This window comes from Streptomyces spiramyceticus (genome assembly GCF_028807635.1).
Taxonomy (GTDB): Bacteria; Actinomycetota; Actinomycetes; order Streptomycetales; family Streptomycetaceae; genus Streptomyces; species Streptomyces spiramyceticus.
In genome coordinates, this window is record NZ_JARBAX010000002.1 from 1785570 (window position 1) to 1806299 (window position 20730).

Consider the following 20730-nt stretch of genomic DNA (forward strand, 5'->3'; position numbering starts at 1 on the left):
CTGGGGGCGGGGCATCAGGGGCGAGGTCTCCCCTGATGCCCTGCCCGTGCGCGCCCTACGACTTCGGCTTCGCACTCGCGTACACCGCGGCGACCAAGCGCCCCGCTGCTGTTTTCGGCCGTGGTGATGTGGACCGGTGCGGCGTATCCGGTGGCGGAGTTGCCGGAGAAGGCGCGGTTGAACTCGTCGACGATCTGCCAGCCCTGCTCTGAGAGTGGCTCGGGATCGGTGGCGGCCTGGAACTGCCCGCTGTTGATGTGTTGGAAGGCCGAGGGGTCGCCGTCGCCCGAGCCGATGTTGAATGGGGCGGCGTTGCCCTGCTTGCCAGCCGCGCGCAGGGCCGGTGCGGCATCGGCGAAGGACAGGTCGTTGATGGCGACGGAGTACGTGGCGAGTTCGTTTTTGATCAGTTCGGACTTGTTCATGGCGAACGGGATCGAATCGTCGGTGAAGACAACGACTCCAGCGTTGCCGTTGGACTCCGCGATGATCCAGTCCGCGCTGATCTTCGCGACGTCCTCGACGCTGGTGGTGATGTTGCTGAAGAGCATGGGGCTCCTGCTCGGGCCGGGGGAAGCGAGCGCGTGCCAGCCGATGAGCGGGATGTCCGCCGTTGGCGTCCCTGTAGCAGGTGGAACCCCAACTGGCGCAAGCCGCTGATCTCTCGAAACAGGGTGGCGACGGGTTGGCTGACGTAATCGGCGGCCAACCGGGCGATGTCAGCCTCCAGCTGCTCCGGGGCGAGCTCGTCCACGCTGGACTGGAGGCGAAGCCGAGAAGCAAGGCCGAGTCGGCCGAAACTGCTTCCGTCAGCGTCACCACGGCCGACGGGACGACTGCTGGCGGCAGTACCCCAACGGTGGCGGCGGCTGGTGCCGATGCGGTCGGGCCCAGTAAGTCGGCCAGGCCATCGACGCTGACGCCCAGCCCGCTGCCCAGCTTCGGCCGCAGCCACGACTGCGGTTCACCCTGCCCGCTCTCCCACCGGCCAGCTGGTCGGGGTGGACGTCGCCGCGGGGCCACCGGGCGGACCCGTACGCCCGGGACCGGTCGCAGGCGCCAGCGAGAGCAGACCACGGCGAGCGCGATGGTTAGTTCGGTGAGGGCGAAGTTGTCGCCGATGCATTTGTGCGCGCCGGCCCCGAAGGGCAGTAGGGCGCCGCGCGGCACCGTCACGGCTTGCTCGGGCAGCCACCGGTCAGGGTCGAAGCGCTCGGGATCCGGGAAGAGGCTCGGATCGTGATGGAACATGTGTGGGCTGTAGATCACCTCCGCGCCCACGGGCAGCTGCGTGTCACCGAGCTGGACCGGGACCTGCGTGCGCCTCATCAGGATCCACAGGCCGTGGGTGCGCAGCGTCTCGGTGATGACCCGTCCGGTGTGCGCCAGCTCGGGCAGATCCGCCGCAGTGGGGGCCGGCCGCCCAGGACGGCGTCCAACTCGGCGTGCAGGCGTCGCTCCACCTCGGGGTGCCGTGCCAGTTCGTGGAAGGCTCAGGCCAGGGTCGCGCCGGTGGTCTCCACGCCGACCAGCAGGAAGGTGACGATCTGGTCGCGGACCTGGACGTCGGACAGGTTCCGGCCGGATTCGTCCCGCGCTGAAAGCAACTGCGTCAGGAGAGCGCCGCCGGTGGTGTCCGTGCTGGCGCCGGTGGCCCGGTGGGCGATCACGGCGGTGTTGATGACTGCGCGCAGACTTCTGACGGCCTGTTGAAAGCGCCGGTTGCCGGGCGTCGGTAGTCGTTCCCACCAGGAGGGCAAGACCGCGCGGGTGACGATGCCGCGGAAGAGCGGGGCGAGCGTTCGGCGCAGTTCCTGCTCCGCTTCTTATGCTCACTCACTTCGGATGGACAGAGGACGCCACTCACCCGTCGGCGCCCGGCCGCGAATCGATCAACCTCAACCAGGGCCTCTTCTATCTGTCGTGGCTGATGGACCACGGGGCCAGTTCGGGCACCTGGTCCGCCCCCAGGGCAGCCCGGCGTCGCCGCGCGGCTGAGGTGCCGCGCGCCCGTCGGGCGGAGGGGGCGATGGCTGAGCTGGCTGCCGCGGGTTGACGAGGTGCTGGTCGGGCTTGGTGACGACATCACCAAGGTCGAGAACAGGACCTACCGCGCGTACCAGTGGCTGCGGAACTTCGCCTGCGTCTGCCTGCCGCAGCGGACCAAGCTCCTCGCTTTGTGGAGATCTACGCTCCGCAGTTCCTGAAACGGCACTGGTGGGTACGGTCGTGTCTCGATCGAGGCCGAGGGCCCACCTGGTCCCGCGGTGCGGAACACCGCGGGACCAGGTGGGAACGCCTCTCGCCGCAGGCCGGCGGCGCGGCTACGGCGCCGCTGGATGGTGCAGGCGGCGCCAGTATCCCGCGAGGTCGCTGGTGGCGGTGGTGACCGAGTCGAGGGCCATCGTCGTGCGGGAGTTCTGGTCGTAGCGATCCCATTGCGGCATGGGGTGGTGGTTGGGGTTGCCGGTGCGGATGAAGGAGATCCAGGACGTGTGCATGGTCGTGGCGAGACCGTCACGGACCCTAGGGTCCAGCCCCGCCAAGAAGGGTGCGTGCGACCACTTGTCGAAGTTGTTGAACACGAATGGCAGTTCCAGGCAGTGTGCGGCCGCGAGTTGGCCTTTGTGAGCGGGCGTCGGGAGGTTGAACTGGTACGCCCAGACCGGACGTCCGCGGGCCGCTCGCCGTTCGGCCAGCGCCACGCTGGGCATGCGGAACAGGTCGTCGGTGATCAGATCCATGAGTACGTCCACCGGACGGGCGCCCGGCCGGGCCTCCTCGTACGCGGTGTATGCCTGGGCCGCCCGGTTCCCGAAGGTGTCCCGTACTCGTGTGAGTACCTGATCCTTGGTCGCAGCGGCGTACTGCTCGCTGAGCGCGAAGGCGAAGTTCGCCTCTTCCCTGGTCCAGCCGATCAGGACGTCGATGTCCCTCCCGGCGCCGCTGAGCAGCAGGTCGGCGGGGTCGCGGTCCAGCGTGACCCCGTCGAGCACCGGCAGGAACGGGGTCGACCAGTATCCCCACCGTCCGGTGCGCCCGAACATCTCGAAGGTGGCGGTGATCAGGCGGGGCCAGGGCACGGCCCGTAGTTCCGCCACGTTCTTGGCTCCGAGGATGTCCAGGTAGGTAGCGGTGCGCTGAAGCGACTCGGCGCGGGTGGGGATCTTCAGCCCGAGCGGCGGGCTCTGCAGGATGGCGCGTCGGAACAGCGGGCGGCCCTTGGGCCGGGCGCCGGCCAGCGCCGCGACCGACAGAGCGCCGCCGGACTGGCCGGCGACGGTGATGTTGTCCGGGTCGCCGCCGAATGCGGTGATGTTGTCCCGTACCCAGTGCAGCGCGGTGAGTTGGTCGGTGAGCCAGAAGTTCCCCCCGGCGCCGTCCTCGCCGAAGTAGAGGTAACCCAGCGGTCCGAGCCGGTAGTTGACGGTCACGACGACGAGGTCGCCGTCGCGCGCGAAGGTCTCGCCGGAGTAGATGGGCAGCGAGCCGGATCCGGAGATGAAGCCGCCGCCGTGGATCCACACCATCACCGGTCGCTTGGCGTCATCGGCTCCGGGGGTCCAGACGTTGAGCGTGAGGCAGTCCTCGTCGAAGGGGGGCGAGCCGTGCGTTCCGAGCACTTGGTCGCCTCCCTCCCGGTAGGGCTGCGGTGCACTCGGGCCGAAGGCGGTCGCATCGCGCGTTCCCTGCCATCCGGGATGGGGCTGAGCCGGCCGCCATCGAAGCGCGCCGATCGGCGGCGCAGCGTAGGGCACGCCCTTGAATACGGTGAGACCTCCTTCCATGCCTCCGCGCAGTCGGCCCGCGGGCAGCTCCACTACGGGCGTGGGCTCGTCCGTGCGCAGGGCGGCCTGCGCCGTGCCCCCGCCTGGTATGCCGGAAAGGAGTGCGGCGCCGGCCAACGCCCCACTGTTCTTGAGGATTTTGCGCCGCGATGGATCGTCGGTCATGGTGCTTCACTCCCTGACTGATCAAGAGTCCGTAGCCAGATCGGCATAGCGCGAAGATGACGATGATTAGTGTTGCGACATACGCGTGGCCGAGGTCAAGGGTTGCGGCGCTCGCGAGGTCGCCTATCTCGCGAAGTCTTGACGAGCGTCGTGAAAACGCGATAGACACGTGTCATCTCCGATGCTGCCCGTAGGGGCAGTCAAGGGCTCGCCCAGGCATCGGCAGTGGCTTCGAGCCCGTCTGGTCAGCGACGAAACACGCATCTCAACCGGCAGCCAGGCGATCCCTGAGAGCCGGACCTCCCTCGCCTGGCCCCCTCAAGGCAGCCCCATCAGCAACATCCAGCCCTCCGGGGCCGGTTGACAACGTACGGAGTTTCCATGGCACGTCGTTCTCGTCCCGTTGCTCTGATCGCCATATCGACGGCACTCTTGCTGGCCACGGCATGTGGTGGTGCCAGCCTTGGGACCGGCGGTGACAACAAACAGAGCGGGCCCGTGAAGATCGGGCTCCTCGTCCCGCAGTCGGGGATCTACAAGGCGCTCGGCGACGACATGAAGCAGGGCTTCGAGCTCTACGTCAAGCAGCACGGCGGCAAGCTCGGCGGCCGCGAGGTGGAGATCGTGATTGCCGACGAAGGGGAAACGGCCGACTCGGGCAAGGCGGCCGCGGAGAAGCTGGTCAAGCAGGACCATGTCCTGGCGGTGAGTGGGGTGGTGAGCTCGGCGACCATCAACGGAGTCAAGGACCTGTTCGCGACCAGCAAGGTCCCGCTCGTCGGCTCGAACGCCTCGCCGACGACGCTGACCGGGACCACGTACATCTGGCGCACGTCGTACGTCAACGATGAACCCGGCAAGGCGCTGGGCAAGCACGTGGCGGAGAAGGCCGGCGGCCCGGTCTTCCTGATCGCCGCGGGCTACCAGGCGGGCAAGGACGAGGTGGAGGGCTTCAAGTCCACCTTCCTCCCGGCGGGCGGCAAGATCGCGGGGGAGGAGGTCTACACGCCGTTCCCAGGAACGAAGAACTTCCAGCCGTACCTCGCGCAGATCGAGCGGTCCGGCGCGAAAGCTGTCTTCTGCTTCTACGCCGGCGGTGCGGCCGTCGACTTCGTCAAGCAGTACCGGGACTTCGGACTGGCCGGCAAGATCCCGCTCTACGCGCCCGGCTTCCTCACCGAGGGCGGCGTGCTCAAGGGGCAGGGAGAGGCGGCCACCGGCATCCTCACCGCACTCAACTACAGCGCGGACCTGGACAACGCGGCCAACAAGCACTTCGCCCCGGCGTACACATCCGCCTACGGGTCGGCCCCGAGCACCTACGCGATGGCGTCATGGGACGCGGCGCAGGTGCTCGACAAGGCGATCAAGGCGGCCGGTGGCACGGTGACCCCGGAATCGGTCAACGCTGCCATCGCCAAGGTGGGGGACATCGACAGCCCGCGAGGCACCTGGCGGTTCAACAGCGGCGGCACGCCCATCCAGCCCTGGTACCTGCGTGAGGTCAAGCAGGGGACCAACACCGTCAGCTCCGAGCTCGGCCGACTGGGCGGCTGACATGGCCGGATGGTTGGACGGCAACTTCGTCAGCGTCATCGACGGGGTCGCCTTCGGTCTGCTGCTGTTCACGATCGCGGTCGGCCTCTCCCTGGTCTTCGGCATGATGGACGTGCTCAACCTGGCTCACGGCACGCTCTACCTCGTCGGGGCCTACGTCGCCTACGCACTGTCCGACGGGAGCCTGTGGGGTCTGCTCCTCGCGCTGGCTGCCGGTGCTCTGGTGGGCACCATGGGCGGAGTGGCGCTGACGTTCCTCACTCAGCCGCTGGCCCGGCGCGGGCACCTGGACCAAGCCGTGCTGACGCTCGGTGTCACCTTCATCGTCGCCGATCTTCTTGCCGCGGCTTTCGGCGGCGAGGTGCTGCCCACGGACCCGCCGACGTTCCTCCGCGGGACGGTGGACCTCCTCGGCCACGCCTATCCGGTCTACCGGCTGATGTTCATCGGCGTCGCGACCGGCCTCGCGACCGTCGTGTACCTCTTCTTCGAACGCAGCTCGCTCGGAGCACTGGTGCGGGCCACCGTCGCGGACCGGGACATGGTCCGCGCACTGGGTGTCGACATCCGCAAGGTCCTGTACGGAGTCTTCGCGTTCGGTGCGGCTCTGGCCGCAGTCGGTGGTGTCCTCGGGGCACCGATTCTGGGGCCCGGGCCGGGAGTCGACGAGACCGTCCTCGTCCTCTCGCTCGTCGTCGTGGTCGTCGGTGGTCTCGGATCCGTGCGCGGTGCGCTCGCCGGCGCGCTTCTCATCGGCCAGGTCCAGACACTGGGGGTGGCACTGCTCCCGGAGTACGCCCCCTTCCTTCTCTTCGGCACCATGCTGGCCGTGCTCGTCGTCCGCCCGCACGGCCTGGTCTCGCCGGCGGTGCGCACATGAGCCCGTTCGGACCCTCCGTACGGCGGCTGTTGGTGACCGCCGTTGCCGTCGGGCTCGCGTCGGCCCCCTTCGTCCTCGGCCCGTACACCATCGGCACCCTGTCGCGGATCCTGGTGTTCGCCCTTCTCGCGATCAGCGTGAACCTGCTCACCGGCCTGACCGGGCTGCCGACCCTCGGCCAGTCGGCCTACTTCGGCGTCGGTGCCTATACGGCGGCGATCGTCGCGACGAGGCTCACCGACATCGGGATGCTCCAACTCCTCATCGCCGCGGGCGTCTCCGCGCTGGTGGCCGTGCCCACGGGATGGCTGGCCGTGCGGGCCCGGGGTGTGGTGTTCCTGATGCTGACGCTGGCCATCGGCGAGATCGCCTACAGCGCTGCCGTCAACTGGAAGTCGCTGACGAACGGTACCGACGGTGTGTCCGGCATCCCGCCCGTCGTGCCGTTGCCCGGCATGCCCGCGCTGGAGCTCGACGGGCTGGTGTACTTCTATGTCCTGGCCGTATTCCTGGTGCTCTTCGCGGCCGTCTCCCGCCTGGGCTCGACACCGTTCGCCCTTGCCCTGCGCGGAATCCGCGACAACGAGCGCCGCATGAGCGCGATTGGATACCCCACCCGCCGATACGCCTTGACTGTCTATTGCGGCGCCGGTGCGCTGGCGGGCGTGGCCGGCGCCTTGTGGGTGTCGGTGCAGCGGTTCGTCTCGCCCGGCGACGCGGGATTCGAGATCGCCGCCCTGGCGCTGCTTGCCGTCGTCATCGGAGGCTCCGGCTCGATGTGGGGGGCTTGTGCCGGCGCCGCGCTCGTCTGGCTCACCCGCGACTACCTCGGAAACCTCGAAGCCGTCGCAGGACGCGGGCCGTTGTTGCTCGGACTCTTCTTCGTCATCGCCGTCTACACGCTGCCCAGAGGGCTGGCCGGCGTACGGCTCCCGCCCAAGCTGACCCGGAAGAGGACGGCGTGACAGATCTCGATCTACTGGAACTACGCCAGGTGTCGCGACACTTCGGCTCCTTCCGAGCCTTGGACGAGGTCGATCTCACCGTGCGGCCGGGGGCCCGGCACGCGATCATCGGCCCGAACGGTGCGGGCAAGTCGACGCTGTTCGGCCTGATCTCGGGAACGCTGTCGACGACCGCCGGAACCATCCTCGTCGACGGGCAGGACGTGACCCGGTTGCCCGTGGACCGCCGGGTCGGGCTCGGTGTCGCCGCGACGTTTCAGCACTCCAGTCTCTTCATGCGCGAGACCTTGCTGGAGAACGTCCTGCTCGCCGTGTTGCGCCGGGCCGGTACCGGACTCGGCGGCTGGCGGAAGGTGAGTGCCCGGGCGACGGCGATCGCGCAGGCGCACACTCTGCTTGAACGAGTGGGCCTGCCCACCCGACACGACGCCCAGGCGGCCGCCCTTTCGCACGGCGAACGGCGGCAGCTGGAGGTCGCCGTCGCTCTGGCCACCGAACCCCGGCTGCTGTTGCTGGACGAGCCGGCCGCCGGGATGTCGCCGGCGGAGACGGCGCGACTCACGGAACTGATCGCCGCTCTGCCCAGTGAGGTGACCGTACTCCTGATCGAACACGATCTCGACATGGTCTTCGAGCTCGCCGACACGGTGACGGTCATGCACCTCGGCAGACACCTGAAGACCGGCTCTCCGGATGAGGTGCGCGCCTCCACCGAGGTCCAGAGTGCCTACCTCGGCACCAAGGAGGTCTCCTCGTGAAGCCGTTCTTCAGTGTGCGTGAGCTGCGCTCCGGTTACGCCGGGGGCACCGTCCTGGACGGTATCGATCTCGACCTCGACGAAGGTGGGACCCTCGCTGTCCTCGGGCGCAACGGGGTCGGGAAGACCACCCTCATCTCGACCGTCGTGGGATTCGTCCGGCCCTACGAAGGCAGCGTCACCATCGACGGCCGGGAGATCGCCGGGGCCCGTGTCGATGTGATCGCACGGGCCGGGGTGAGTGTCGTTCCGCAGGGGCGCCGTGTTTTCGCGCCCCTGACGGTGGCAGAGCACCTGGCGATCGCCTCGCGGCGTCCGGCGCGGGGCCTGTGGACAAGGGCCCGCATCCTCGACCTGCTGCCGCGGCTGGGGGAGCGGCTCGGCCATCGCGGCGACCAGCTTTCCGGCGGGGAACAGCAGATGCTCGCGATCGCCCGCGCCCTGCTGGGCAATCCGCGTCTGCTGCTGCTCGACGAGCCGTCCGACGGTCTCGCTCCGGCGATCGTCGCCCAAGTGGGCGAGGTGATCCGCGAGGTGAGCGCGCAGGGCATGTCGGTGGTCCTCGTCGAACAGGACCTGGGGCTCGCCTTCTCCGTCGCCCAGAACGTGGCCGTCATGCAGAAGGGCCACATCGTCCACCAAGCAGCCTGCGCGGAATTTGCATCCCGACCCGAGGACCGGAGGCGCCTGCTGGGCGTCGACTGACCGGACGACCGAACGGGATTGTCCATCACCTGGAGGCTTCACTCATGGCCTCTTCTCCCGATCAGAACCTGTTCTCCACGCTCGGCCGCACGGTGGTGCTCGTCGCGGATGCAGATGCCGCCCTGGTCTTCTACCGCGACATCCTGGGCTTTTCGGTCCTTCACGATCAGACGGCTGGAGGCTACCGCTATCTGCACGTTGGATTGTCCGGCCAGGCACAGGCCGGCCGCTGGCTGATGCCTGCGACCACGGCCCGGGAGCGTGAGCTGATCGGCCGTCAGTGCGGTGGCCAGCCCCTGCTCGTCCTGTTATACGGACGACGTGCAGCGCCCGCCGTGCCGAACTGGCGTGCCCTCGCCGACCTCGAATCCTGGATCGCCTATGCCCGCGGCTACGCGGCGGACTTCCGCCCAAGTGACCTGCTCTTCGACGACAGTCGACCGGGGGACATGGCCCCATCCCGCCGCCCGTTGCCGTCCTCCTGTACCTGGTCCCGGGTCAGGTGGCCACTGCTGCTGGTGGCACACGGCGGAGCCGTCGGCTCCAGGGGGTCGGCCCGGCACACCGTTCGGGGGTGCGCCGGGCGCATCAGCGAGGGGCGGCGTCCCTCGTACGCGCTGGGTGGGGCACAGCGGGGCGTCCTCCGTGCCATCCGGCTTTCAGAAGTATTGGCAATGGTCCGCGGGGATCGCCTTCTCCTCCAGGAACCACGTGGCGTTGACAATGCCCGCTGCTTCCGGAATCAGGTTCGACTCGTCGACCCCGAAGCTTCCGGCGGCGAGACGGCAGGCGTAGAGGTTCACATGGCCGGTGCCCTTGAGGAAGGTGAGGTAGTCCAGGATCTCCGTCGGCTCACCGTCCTCGATCATCTTCTGGCGTAGGGCGTCCGCGTCCGCACCGCTGTGTCGGCCTTCGATCCGCACCGCGTCGGCGCCCTCCTTGGTGAGTACGCGCACGGACCAGAGCACGAACAGCATGTCGACCTGGACGCCCTTCTCCGCGTACAGCCAAGCGAAGGTCAGGGGCGTCAGCAGTTTGTCGTAGGCGTCGTCCCGTACCACGATGGCGAGCTTCTCCATGGCTGCCTCCCAGCCTCGGGTGCCTGTTCTTGGTTTCTGCACCTCACGCTAGGGAGCGGTGAAGGAGACAGCATGCGTGGTCCTGCCGTGTTCCTGACCGGCTATTGCCGTACTTTCGGCAACTGCCCCGCGAGGGCCTCGGGCGGACCGGTCAGGCCGAGTTCCACCGCGCGCCGGGCGGCCGCCACCCGCGACGAGCAGCCGAGCTTGTCGAGCACGTTGCGTACGTGCATGTCGACGGTGCGTGTGCTGATGAAGAGGGCCCGGGCGATCTCACGGTTGGTCCGGCCGTCGGCCAGCAGGTGCAGGACTTCCTTCTCACGGCGGGTGAGTCCGGCGGGTTCCAGGGAGCGGGCGGCGAGGCGGCCCAGCCGCCGGTCGACCTGCTCGCCCATGTCGGCCAGCCTCGCTGCGCACCTGCGTGTCAGCGGCTTGGCGCCCAATCGGTGCGCGGTCCGGTAGGCGCTGGTCAGGGCGGAGACCGCGGCCTCCCGGTTGCCTTCGCCCGCCAGTGCGGCGCCGCGGCGTAGCTGGGTGAGCGCCTGCTCGTAGGGCGCGGTGACGTCGCGCAGCAGGTCGACTGCCCGGCCGAAGTGCGCGGAGGCATGGGCCGTGTCACCGTCGGCCAGGGCCAGCTCGCCGCTCGCGTGGGCAAGGGCCGCCAGTACCTTGGGCGAGCTGTTCTGCGTCGCGGCGGTGGCGAGCAACCGGTGGCACTGCGCGAGCCCGTCGCCGTCACCCCGCTCGGCCAGGAACGTGGCGGCCCAGCGGAGTGCGGGCAGCGCGTAGTGCCATTCCTCCTTCAGCGAGCAGCGCTCCAGCATGGCCGATACGGTGTGGCGGGCTGTCCCCTCCTCGTCGTCGAGTTCGGCGACCATGGCCAGGCCCCACGTCGCGCCCACCTCCATGCCGAAGATCTCGTTGTCGCGGCCGAAGGCGGCGGAGCGTCGCAGCGGCCCCCTCGCGTGCCGCGGGTCGCCGCGGAGCACGGTGATCAGCCCTGATTCCTCCTCCGCGACCATGCGGAGTACCTGGGGGGTGTGCCCATCGCCGAGCACCTCGCCGCAGATGGCGAGTGAGCGGTTCCAATCGCCCATGAGTCGTACCACCGGCGACAGGCAGGTGAAACAGACCCGCCCGAGTTCGGTGACCCCGTGCGCCCGGCACAGGTCGATCGCCGAGTCGATGGCGTCGGCGGCTGCCGGGTAGTCGGCCGCGTATCCGAGGGCTTCTCCCAGCTCGTAGTACGCCTCGCCGGTCGCCTCGGGCACCTGCCCGGCGAGGGCGAGCGCAAGCCCGGACCGTGCCAGTTCCACTCCTCGCCGTCCGTCTCCCAGGGCGGAGCAGAGCGAGCCTTGCATAGCGAGCGCACGGGCCTTGAGGTCCGCGCGGCCCGCCGCCTCGGCGTCCTCGGCCGCGGCCATGGCCTGGTCCAGCCCCTCCGTGAGCCGCGCCGCGGACTTCAGCTGATCGGCCAGCGTCAGTCGTTCCGCCGCCGCTTCACCGCGCATGCCCGCCGCCGCGTACGCATCGGCCGCGCGCTCGCGCTCGGTGACCGCGCGCGGCCAGTCGCCCAGCAGCCCGGCGGCGTTGGCCAGTCTCCGGTGCGCCGCCCCGGCGAGCGCCATATCGCCTCGGGAGTCTCGAATCCGCGCGACATCGGTCCACACCGCCACGGCCGATTCGAGCTCCCCGCACAGCTCGGCACAGTCCGCCAGGCGCTCAAGGGCGGCCAGCCGGCCTTCCGGGTCGGCGTCCTCCGGCCAGACGGCGAGTGCACGCCGCGCCAGCGTGGCGGCGTCCCGGTAGGCGTGCACGGTGCAGTGGCGCTCGGCCGCGGCGAGCAGCAACGGCTTCGCGCGCTCGGGTTCGTGCGCGGCGATCCAGTGCTCGGCGACGGTCTCGGGTGGCGCGCCGCGAGCGCTGAGGTGCTCCGCGATCAGGTGGTGGTGGCGCCATCGCCGGGCCCAGGGAATGCTTCGGTACAGCGCGTCCCGTACGAGCGCGTGGCGGAACTCCGCCCAGCCGGGGTCGTCTTCCAGCTCCGTGAGCAGCCCACTGTCGAGGAGCTCGTCGACGTCCTGCGGCTCCACAATGTCGGCGAGCGCGAGGAGATCGACGCGTACGCCGAGGACGGCGGCCAGCTCCACCGCGGCCCGGTGCCGCTGTCGTAGCTCCGCCGTGCGGACCAGCACCGCGTCGAGCACGCTCTCCGGCACAGGCAGTTCCGTGTTCGGGGAGATGTCGACGCTGCCGCCGCTTTCGCGCAGGCCACCGGTTTCGCCGAGGGCGGCGGTGAGCTCCTCGACGTAGAACGGCAGGCCCTCAGCCTTGCCGTGCACCGCTGAGACGAGCGCCGGGGAGGGTGGTGCGCCCAGCAGCCCGGCGAGCAGCTCGCCGGACTGCTCGGCGGCCAGCGGGCGGAGCGCGTACTCGACGAAGCGACCGCCGCGGCGCAGCGCGGTCCGCATGCGCCGGATGGCGTGCGCGCGCGAGAGCTCTTCACCGCGGTACGTGCCGATCAGCAGCAACGGCTCTCGTGCCATCGCCACCGCCAGCGCGGGCAACAGGTCGACGGCCGCGGCGCCGGCCCAGTGCAGGTCCTCCAGGACGACCACCGTGGGCTGCTCACGCCCGATGTCCCGGAAGATGCGCTGGATGCCGTCGAGGAGGGCCGCCTGATCCGCTCGGTGGTACGACAGCATCTGGCCGGCTTCGTCGGACCGGGCCCGCAGGGCGTCCTCCACGGGCGCGTAACCGCCGGCCCCTGGGGTGGCGGCGCCGCGCAGTACCCGCCCGTCCCATTCCTCAAGGACGTCCGCGACGAGTCGGCTCTTGCCGACCCCGGAGTCCCCGCTCACCAGGACCAGGCCCCCTTCGCCCGACCGGCACCGCGCGAGCGCGTCGAGCAGCCCTGCGTACTCGGCTGCCCGACCGACCAGAGGCGACCGCATCACCACACTGGGCAGTCTAATCCGCCCACTCTCGCCGCGATCGAACTTCAGAAACGGGCGTCAAAAGGGCCTCGACTCTGACCACCCCTCCTTCTGGAGCCGGTGACGGGAATGAACCCGCGCTCTCGCTTGGGAATCTTCCGGGCTCCAAGTATCTGGCGAGCCGCTCATCTGCGGAAATTCCCTGGCTGTTTCCTTTTCCGGGACTGCCTGGAGGCGCCGCGGGTGACCGCTGTTTGCGGCCCCTGGATGGCCCGTGACACGCGCCGTCCGGGGCTCGCTGCGAGCGCTTCCGGCAGTGCGGTCAGCGGCATGGGCTGCTCGGCTAGGCCGCCTGTTGTTGTCATGGGCTTGCCGTGGGCTCCTCGTGGGTGTGCTGACGGATCAGCATGGGCACGAGGATCCGCTCGCCTGCGGGGGCGAGCCAGACGGTGATCAGCTCGGAGGGGCCTTCGATGCCGGGTGGAGTGGGGAGTTTGGGCAGGTGACCGGCCCGGCGGAGGGCATCCCGGAGGGCGGCAGTGGCGCGCTCGATGTCGGTGGTCGCGAAGTCGGTGCCGGGAAAGCGCTTGGCGAGGGCTGCTTTGCTGGGATTGGGTTGGATGGCGGGATGGGGTGTAGTCCCTGGAACTGATGGTCACCCTCCGACCTGCTACGGACCGCCCCGATCGGCCTCGGCTGGTTGGGACGCTCCGTCGTTCCCTGCCTGAGCAGCTCCAGCGGTCGTGCTCAAGCAGCCCGTCAGTGGGCCGTCCTGTTGGGCAGGTTGACCGTCTTGTACTCGAGGAAGGAGCCGAGCCCCTCGGGCCCGAACTCGCGACCGATGCCGGATGGCTCCGGGGTGCGACTGCGTTCGGTCGACACCCGCAGCCCGGGGCCCGCCTCGCCGAGGGGAAGACGGTCGCCGGGGACCGGGGCGCCGAGGCCGGAGAGAGCGCCGATCCCGTGGCGCAGGACCTGCGAGGGCGTCATGTCTGGTGGTCCCATGACGAGGTGGGCGTCGACGCCTGTGTTGCCGAGCACCTTGAGCACCGTCAGAGGGCCGTCAGAGGGCCGTCCGGGGTCATGGCCACGGTCACCCGGTCCAGGAGTGCGGTGATGCGGCACAGCCCGAGGAGGAAACGCCCCTGCCACGGACCGCTGTCGGGGACCATCTCCGTCTCGTGGAAGGGTTGGACCCAGCGGGTCCGCACCGTCTGCGCCGCGGCCAGGACGAACTCGGTGTCCTCGTCAATCACGGCCGGCATGGTGCGGATCAGGCCACCGGTGTGCTCCTCGACCCATGCGTCGAGGCTCTTGCGGTCGCAGACCGGGTCGCCGGTGAAGGTGCTTGCTGCCCCGGCGGGCAGCTGTGCTGTCCACCTGGGGTGCAGCGGCAGAGCGGGCCTGGTCCAGAATCCGAGCGCGGTAACCGTGCCGCGGATCGATCCCAGTGCTTCGAGGAAGCCGCGCGTCTCCGGCGGCCTCGGCGGTCGGCAGCCCCATTGCGTCCTCCAGTTCGTTCCGCGCCGGTCCTTCAGCAGCGTGCGCGAGAAAGGCGAGGAGCGGCCACAGGCTCGTGGCAGAGAGGACGGTCCCGCCGTGCCCCATCTCAGTAGTCGCCCACCGCTCGGTGAGCCCGGTTCACAGCGCGTACGGAACGTGCTGTCGGCTGCACGGCATCCCCCCGTTTCATAAGGCACGTGACCTGTGATTCGTCCAAAACGCCCAGTTCACGACCCCCACTGCCACCCTGGCTGACCGCTACTGAGCCCTGTAGTGGGTCCTTCTGGCCACTTTCCCACCCGCCCACCCGTGTCTTGCCGACACCGCCCCTTCACCGTCGGGCACCGCCACCCACCTGAGTGCTTCTGCGTCCTCATACGTCCTTGCATTCTGCTGATCAATCCCGCATTCTCTCCCCAAGTCCGGCGTGACCGGACACAATAGCCCCGCCTGGTGCGGAGCTTCCTTATGTAACAGAACAGCCAAACCGGCACCACACGCCCCACACTGCGGGCACGATGCTCCCCTCACCAGCAAGAATCCCAGGGGGGATCATGCGCACCCGCACCGCCACCCTCGCGCTCGTCGCCGCAGCGCTGCTCACACTGACTGCCTGCCAAGACCCCGCGCCCTCGCGGTCGGACCGCACGCGCGAGGGCAACGCTCCCGCCCCCGCCAATCCCGGGAGCGACGACGACGCAAAGCCCGCCGCACTGCCCGACATGGTCGGCAAGGGCCTCCAGTCCGCCCAAGACCAAGCCCAGGCAGCAGGGTTCTACGTCCTCACCTCCCACGACTCCCTCGGACGCGCACGTAACCAGGTCCTCGACCGACAGTGGAAGGTCTGCACCCAGACACCCAAGGCCGGCGAGCACCCGACCGACACCAAGGTCGACTTCGGAGCCGTGAAGCTCAGCGAGGACTGCCCCAGCGCAGACCAGGGGGAGCCGAAGGAAGCCGACGGGACAATGCCCGACTTCGCGGGTAAGTCCGTCAAGGCCGCGCGGCAAGCCCTGGACAGCTCGACCAGTCTCACCGTGACCGACCTCTCCGGAGAGAGCCGCATGGTCCTTATGGAGTCGAACTGGAAGGTCTGCGGGCAGGATCCGAAGGCGGGCTCCAAGCTGGACGGCCAGCCGGTCACTCTCACCGCGGTGAAGTTCGAAGAGTCCTGCTGATCTCCACCCCCTTACTGCCCGGCCGTTCCCTGCTCCGGCGGCCGGGCTTCTGCATGTCCTGAGGTGACCGATGGCCACAAGGCCCGTCAAACCTGAAGAGCACGAGGAGATCCGTCGGCTGCACGGCGAGGGTAAGGGCCGCAATGAGATCGCGAAGCTCCTGCAACGCAGCGGCAAGACGATCAGTGTTCCATGCCGAAACCTTGGGCTCACCTTCGACCGCGCGGCTGAGGTCTGTGCCGCCACCGAGGCACGCCAGGCCGACCTCGCCGCACTCCGCAGCCAGTTCGCCCTCAACCTCACGTACGACGCCATGCGTCTCCGGGAGAAGTTGTGGAAGCCGACGCGGTGAGCGCGGCGAATGTAGAGCGGCAGCTGGACGCCGGGGTGAACTTCCCGGACTCACCGGAAGCGATCGCCGTCCGCGCCGCACGGCTGCAGATCCGGGGTGAGCTGCCCAAGTTCGTTGCCGACGTGTTTGGTTCGTTGCCGCGGCGGGATCAGCGGCGGCGGGGTGAGTGTTATCTGCGGGGTCTGATGCTGGACGGGCGGCGCAAGTCGATCCAGCCGCAGCCGCTGGCTGAACGTCTGCCGGACGGGAGCATGCAGGCCCTGCAGCAGTTCGTGATCCAGTCTGCGTGGGATCCACTGCCAGTGCGGCGGCGGATCGCCCGGAGAATGTTCGAGGCGGTCGCGCCCGAGGTGTGGGTGATCGACGATGTGTCGTTCCCCAAGAGCGGCCAGGCATCGGTGGGGGGCGCCCGCCAGTACTGCGGTGCGGTCGGCAAACGGGCGAACTGCCAGGTCGCGGTGGGCGTTCACGCCGCCACCGACACCGCACGCCGTGGACAAGGCGCTCTCGCGGACCCTGCCAGGCGACACCGGTGGGATCGACCCGGTGCCGCGCAGTGCGGTGCGGCCCGCCGCGGGGTACCGCGCGGCGGGCCACTACCTCACGACGACGTACACGCCCGAGTTCAACTCGAAGTACCGGCTGGTGGTGTGGGGGCGGTTGGCCGCCGTAAGGCCCCGGTGAGTAAAGGGGTACGGGGTACGAGGCCGGCCCAGCGGGACTACTCGAGCCCGAGCTTCTCGCACTCGGCCTGGACCTTGGGGACGCAGATCTGCTCCACCGTGTAGAGGCCGTCAGTGACGACGGTCTCCTTGATGTTGTCCTTCGTCAGTGCGATGACGGGGATGCGCACCGTCGGGACGGACTTCTCGGTCGGGGTGTCGATGTCCGTGTGCGCGGCGGCGCCGAGCGACATGTTCCTGGCCAGCAGGATGGCCATCTCCGCGGCTGCTGCTGCCTCCGGTGCGTACTGCTTGTAGACGGTCATGTACTGATCACCGGCAACGATGCGCTGCACGGCCGCCAGTTCGGCGTCCTGGCCGGTGACCGGCGGGAGGTCGGTGATACCAGCGGCCTTGAGCGAGGCGATGATGCCGCCTGCCATGCCGTCGTTGGCGGAGTAGACGCCGGTGATGGCGTTCTTGCCGAGGGAGGCGATTGCGGCCTCCATGTTCGCCTTGGCGTTCTCCGGCTTCCAGTCCTTGGTGTCGTACTCGAGGCCGATGTCGACCTTGCCGTCGAGTTCGGTGTGGGCGCCCTTCTTGAACATGGCAGCGTTCGGGTCGGTGAGGGCGCCGTTCATCATCACGACCTTGCCAGACGTGGACCCGGGCCCCGAACCGGACCCGGCCTCGCCCTTGAGGGCCTTCAGCAGGGACTTGCCCTGGATGTGGCCGACCTGTTCGTTGTCGAAGGAGACATATCCGTCGATGGGGCCCTCGGCGAGGCGGTCGAAGGCGACGACCGGGATGTCGGCGTCGTCCGCCTTCTCTATCGCGCCGGCTATGGCCTTGGAGTCCACGGCGTCCACGATCAGCACGTCGACCTTGTCCTCGATCATGGATTCGAGCTGTTGCGTCTGCAGATCGGCGTCGTTCTTCGCGTTGGCGTAGCGGACCGTGCCCTTGCTGTTGGTGAGCAGCGCGATGCGCTCCTCGATGACCGGCTTGTCGAACTGCTCGTAGCGAGCGGCCTGGTTCTCTGGGAGCAGCAGACCAACAACGATGTCGTCACTCATCCTCACACCCGGTTCCTCGGTCGTCGCGCAACCGAAGAGTGACATGGCCATCGCGGGGGCGGCGGCTGCGACGGCGGCACGACGCAGAAGTGCGTTCATTGGTTGAATCCAAACTCCCTGGCAGGCCGCATCAATTACGGCCAAGGTGGCCGAAAGCCAACTATGTGGTTGGGGAAGCGTCAAGATGCGTCCGATTAACGTGACCGCAACGTGATTCTCTGTAATCAAGCGTTCAGGCCTCTGTGATCGCACGGGCCGGGGGCCGGGGCCCACGAGTCAGAAGCCAAGAGCAGAAGAGCAGTCCACGGGGACGCGCGGGGAACCACGCGAGGCGTTTCCCCGCACACGGTCAGCGACTCCCTATCCGCGGTCGACGCTGGCGGCCAGTTGCGCACCCTGGCAGCGAGCGCTGGGGACACGCATTCCCGTTGACGCGGCGCCGGTCCTGCCGCCGCTGCGCCTGATGACCGTTCTCCTTGTGGCGTTGCGACGGCAGACTACGGAGGTGAACTCCGATCTCTATCCCGACCTGGACGCCGCGGGCAGCCTTGCCGCCGCGCTGGAACAGTTGGCGGCCGACCTTGGTGTCGATCTCACGGTGGTACCGGGCGCCTGGGGCTCACTGGTTTCGGCTGGTATCGCCTCGTCGGTCCCTGAGCGCAAGCCGCTGTCCGTTCACATCGGGGCCGAGAGCCGCTGGTTCGGTGTCTCCGGCTGGAGTCGGGGGATGGAACTCATCACGGGAGCCACGCCCGACTTGGCGGATGTCGTCAGGGCCGGGGCGGCGTGGGGGCAGGGCGGGAGCCTGCGTGAGCTGCGGGCAGAGCTGCCGTTTCTGCACTCCAGTGAGCGCGCCAAGGCTCACGAACATGGGCCAGTCGCAGTGGTGGAACTGCAGTGGCGCGTGATGCGGGAACAGGCGGCCGAGGCGCCGGATTTCCCTGAATTCGGTGAACTCGTGGAAGCAGCTCATGCCGAGTGGCAGCTGCGACAGCTCTATGTGTTCTCCAGCCACTGGACGCTTGGCTTCAGCTCCTGCACCGGGTTCCCATTCAGCAATGAGGTGGCCATCGCCCCGTCTTACGACGGCAGCCCCTACCGCGTGCTGAAACATCCTCACGCTGACGTCATCGGGGAGGCCGCCACGGCCGAGGAGGCTGTTGCCCTGGCTGTGGCGCAGCTCCCCGCCGGTCTCGGTCCGGCTGTTGAGGGAACCGCCGAATGAGATGAGTGGCGCGCGGCAGCAGGGAGCGGCAAGCCGATACCCTTCACTAAAGGCCACCAATCCCGTGGCCATTTGACTCTCCGCCAGGCACCGCAGACCGGGGGAGTCCCACTGGCCACCGACTAGCTACTTGCCCCTGAAGAAGTCGGGGTTGCCGCTGGGTTGACCCGCAGGATCGCGCAACTTCGGGTACACGGTCCTACCGCGATCGCAATCGCGAGCAGGGTCAGGGCCCGGCCGGGACATGAACCGACGCCTGGCCGCCGTCGGCTACATGTGGGCCTTCGCGGCCCTGCGCTCTACGGAACCATCTCCTGCCCGTCGCCGGGCCCCGTGCCGAACGCCCCAGCGACGCCCCGGGGAAGTCCAGAGCGGCTTTCAGCGGGCGAGATCAGCCAGGCTGTTGAGTGCGGTGTCGATCTCTGCTGGAGTGTTGATGACGGCGGTGCCGATGCGGGTGTAGGTCGAGGTGGACAGCCGCACGCGGTGGGCGGCGGCGTGGTCGACGACCTGCTGATGGGTGTGGCCTGCCACGCTGAAACAGGTGATGCCCGCTGACAGTTCCGGGTCGGCAGGAGTGTGCACGGTGACCCCGCGGATGCGGCTCAGTCCTTGTTTCACCCGGGTCGACAGCTGTGTGATCCGGGTGGCAACGCGTGCTGGGCCCAGCTGCTCATGCAGCGCCACCGCCACCGGCAGGGCGAAGGCATGCTCGAACGCCAGAAATCCGCCGGGCGACAGGGACGCTGCTCCCCCGCCCCTGATGAAGCTCACGAACGTGGGCCGCAGCTGATCGAGGACGTCCGGCGCCACCCAGACCAGCCCCGTTCCCCTTGGACCGAACAGCCATTTATGCGTTCCGGCGATCACCACGTCCGCGCCCAGGCCGGCGGCATCCTCGTCGACTGCCGCCAGCCCGTGCACGCCGTCGACGACCAGCAGGCACCGGTCGGCAGGACTGCGCCCTTCATTGGCCCGGCGCACCACCTCGGCCACCGCACGCACCGGCATCCGAAGCCCCGTGCTGGACTGCACCCAGGTGATCCCCACGACTCTGGTGTTCGGGCGTATCGCCTCGCCGACTGCCGCTGCGATGCCGTCCGCCGTCGCGGTGGCCGGATCGCCGAACCAGGAGACCAGCCGCACCGTGTTGCCATGCTTCTCGGCGGCCAACCGGGCGGCGGTGCGATGGGAGATGTGGTCGTGCTCCGTCAACAGAAACTCTTGTCCCGGACGGGTCACGACGCCGTTGTAGACGACACCCAGCCCGATACTCGTGCTCGCCGTCATCGCGATGTCATCGGCCCGGCCTCCCAGATAAGCCGCGAGTGACTGGCGTACCCGGGGCCATCCGGTCGGACCGTCGGGCAGCGCCATCCCCGTGGGCACCGACAGAGGATTGGCGTCGACCTGTTCCCTCAGATGATCCACCGCATCCCGCACCACCTTCGGATGCGAGGCCAGGTAGAACAACGCGAGGTTCACCCATCCCGGCTCCAGACGAAACTGCGCCCGCAAGGCGTCCCAGTCCACGCGCCCGTCGACCGTAGTGACCGGCCGCTCCCGTGGTGTGTTCACGCTTGCCGCGCCGGAGCTGGGCACGAGGGTGACCGCCACCGCTCCCGCAGATCTCGCCAGCAGACCGCGCCGACTCGTCATCGACATCCAGCACCCCTTTGCACCGCGACCGGCGGAGCGGTGGCGGAATAGCTCTCGGTGCCCTTCTGGTAACGAGGTTAAGCGAGGTGGCCGCCATCCGGCTGGGCGACGGCGTCATCGGCGGGTCGACTGACACCCCCAACAACCTCCCGCGGGTCGTCCACCACTCCACCGAGTCCCCGGCAGGCGCGCGGCGACCGGCCGTGGCGGCCAGTCCGAACATGCGTCTCGACACGGACCGAT

19 protein-coding genes and 3 pseudogenes are annotated in these 20730 nt (G+C 68.8%); 12 read left to right on the forward strand and 10 right to left on the reverse strand.

From position 1 onward, the window contains the following. Positions 1-14 precede the first annotated feature (14 nt). The 3 genes and pseudogenes from PXH83_RS31685 to PXH83_RS31690 form a co-directional block, all read right to left on the reverse strand. Positions 15-611: pseudogene (locus PXH83_RS31685) on the reverse strand (type 1 periplasmic-binding domain-containing protein); the annotation flags it as partial. 421 nt (positions 612-1032) lie between these two features. Further along, a pseudogene (locus PXH83_RS32695) lies at positions 1033-1587 on the reverse strand (cytochrome P450); the annotation flags it as partial. Beyond that, complete coding sequence (locus PXH83_RS31690; protein ID WP_274564998.1) at positions 1494-1760, reverse strand: cytochrome P450; 267 nt, start codon at positions 1758-1760, stop codon at positions 1494-1496. The pseudogene PXH83_RS32695 and the gene PXH83_RS31690, both read right to left, overlap by 94 nt. Positions 1761-1828: 68 nt before the next feature. Here PXH83_RS31690 and PXH83_RS32700 point away from each other — a divergent pair, with 68 nt between their 5' ends. Then, positions 1829-2056: a hypothetical protein gene (locus tag PXH83_RS32700; RefSeq protein ID WP_420803277.1), complete on the forward strand. Its 228-nt coding sequence runs from the start codon at positions 1829-1831 to the stop codon at positions 2054-2056. 4 nt (positions 2057-2060) lie between these two features. Then, positions 2061-2207 carry a hypothetical protein gene (locus PXH83_RS31695; RefSeq protein WP_420803278.1) on the forward strand — a complete coding sequence of 49 codons (147 nt, stop codon included), beginning with the start codon at positions 2061-2063 and terminating at the stop codon, positions 2205-2207. 117 nt (positions 2208-2324) lie between these two features. Here PXH83_RS31695 and PXH83_RS31700 read toward each other — a convergent pair whose 3' ends face one another. Then, positions 2325-3953, reverse strand: coding sequence for a carboxylesterase/lipase family protein (locus tag PXH83_RS31700; RefSeq protein WP_274564999.1), 1629 nt, complete (start codon positions 3951-3953; stop codon positions 2325-2327). A 381-nt stretch (positions 3954-4334) separates the two neighbouring features. Between PXH83_RS31700 and PXH83_RS31705 the strand changes: the two genes are divergently transcribed. The 5 genes from PXH83_RS31705 to PXH83_RS31725 are packed head-to-tail and all read left to right on the forward strand — an operon-like array spanning position 4335 to position 8817. Next, a complete protein-coding gene (locus PXH83_RS31705; RefSeq protein WP_274565000.1) occupies positions 4335-5510 on the forward strand; it encodes an ABC transporter substrate-binding protein in 1176 nt (391 codons plus the stop codon). A gap of 1 nt (position 5511) precedes the next feature. Continuing rightward, a complete protein-coding gene (locus PXH83_RS31710) occupies positions 5512-6390 on the forward strand; it encodes a branched-chain amino acid ABC transporter permease (RefSeq protein ID WP_274565002.1) in 879 nt (292 codons plus the stop codon). Continuing rightward, on the forward strand, positions 6387-7355 hold the full coding sequence (locus PXH83_RS31715; RefSeq protein WP_274565003.1) for a branched-chain amino acid ABC transporter permease: 969 nt from the start codon (positions 6387-6389) through the stop codon (positions 7353-7355). The genes PXH83_RS31710 and PXH83_RS31715 overlap by 4 nt, the downstream gene beginning before the upstream one ends. Continuing rightward, a complete protein-coding gene (locus PXH83_RS31720) occupies positions 7352-8113 on the forward strand; it encodes an ABC transporter ATP-binding protein (RefSeq protein ID WP_274565004.1) in 762 nt (253 codons plus the stop codon). Before PXH83_RS31715 ends, PXH83_RS31720 begins: the two co-directional genes overlap by 4 nt. Beyond that, a complete protein-coding gene (locus PXH83_RS31725) occupies positions 8110-8817 on the forward strand; it encodes an ABC transporter ATP-binding protein (RefSeq protein ID WP_274565005.1) in 708 nt (235 codons plus the stop codon). Before PXH83_RS31720 ends, PXH83_RS31725 begins: the two co-directional genes overlap by 4 nt. A 659-nt stretch (positions 8818-9476) precedes the next feature. On the opposite strand, the gene PXH83_RS31730 is transcribed toward PXH83_RS31725, so the two are convergent. From PXH83_RS31730 to PXH83_RS32400, 4 genes are all read right to left on the reverse strand, one after another. Further along, entirely contained in the window at positions 9477-9896 is a 420-nt protein-coding gene (locus PXH83_RS31730; RefSeq protein WP_274565006.1) for a DsrE family protein, read from the reverse strand. Positions 9897-9997: 101 nt separating this feature from the next. Then, positions 9998-12850 carry a helix-turn-helix transcriptional regulator gene (locus tag PXH83_RS31735; RefSeq protein ID WP_274565228.1) on the reverse strand — a complete coding sequence of 951 codons (2853 nt, stop codon included), beginning with the start codon at positions 12848-12850 and terminating at the stop codon, positions 9998-10000. Between the two features lie 741 nt (positions 12851-13591). Beyond that, complete coding sequence (locus PXH83_RS31740; protein WP_274565008.1) at positions 13592-13873, reverse strand: hypothetical protein; 282 nt, start codon at positions 13871-13873, stop codon at positions 13592-13594. A gap of 11 nt (positions 13874-13884) precedes the next feature. Next, positions 13885-14088: a hypothetical protein gene (locus PXH83_RS32400; protein ID WP_338054735.1), complete on the reverse strand. Its 204-nt coding sequence runs from the start codon at positions 14086-14088 to the stop codon at positions 13885-13887. An 801-nt stretch (positions 14089-14889) separates the two neighbouring features. On the opposite strand from PXH83_RS32400, the gene PXH83_RS31750 reads away from it, so the two are divergent. From PXH83_RS31750 to PXH83_RS31765, 4 genes and pseudogenes are all read left to right on the forward strand, one after another. Beyond that, entirely contained in the window at positions 14890-15513 is a 624-nt protein-coding gene (locus PXH83_RS31750) for a PASTA domain-containing protein (protein WP_274565012.1), read from the forward strand. Positions 15514-15583: 70 nt separating this feature from the next. Beyond that, on the forward strand, positions 15584-15865 hold the full coding sequence (locus PXH83_RS31755; RefSeq protein WP_274565014.1) for a helix-turn-helix domain-containing protein: 282 nt from the start codon (positions 15584-15586) through the stop codon (positions 15863-15865). 83 nt (positions 15866-15948) lie between these two features. Then, a pseudogene (locus PXH83_RS31760) lies at positions 15949-16353 on the forward strand (transposase); the annotation flags it as partial. A gap of 4 nt (positions 16354-16357) precedes the next feature. Further along, positions 16358-16549 carry a hypothetical protein gene (locus PXH83_RS31765; RefSeq protein ID WP_338054764.1) on the forward strand — a complete coding sequence of 64 codons (192 nt, stop codon included), beginning with the start codon at positions 16358-16360 and terminating at the stop codon, positions 16547-16549. A gap of 37 nt (positions 16550-16586) precedes the next feature. On the opposite strand, the gene PXH83_RS31770 is transcribed toward PXH83_RS31765, so the two are convergent. Beyond that, positions 16587-17702: a sugar ABC transporter substrate-binding protein gene (locus PXH83_RS31770; RefSeq protein WP_274565016.1), complete on the reverse strand. Its 1116-nt coding sequence runs from the start codon at positions 17700-17702 to the stop codon at positions 16587-16589. A 406-nt stretch (positions 17703-18108) separates the two neighbouring features. On the opposite strand from PXH83_RS31770, the gene PXH83_RS31775 reads away from it, so the two are divergent. Next, positions 18109-18828 (forward strand): DUF6193 family natural product biosynthesis protein, encoded by a 720-nt coding sequence (locus tag PXH83_RS31775; protein ID WP_274565018.1) that lies wholly within the window; start codon positions 18109-18111, stop codon positions 18826-18828. A 378-nt stretch (positions 18829-19206) separates the two neighbouring features. Here PXH83_RS31775 and PXH83_RS31780 read toward each other — a convergent pair whose 3' ends face one another. Continuing rightward, a complete protein-coding gene (locus PXH83_RS31780) occupies positions 19207-20493 on the reverse strand; it encodes an aminotransferase class V-fold PLP-dependent enzyme (RefSeq protein WP_274565020.1) in 1287 nt (428 codons plus the stop codon). Positions 20494-20730 lie beyond the last annotated feature (237 nt).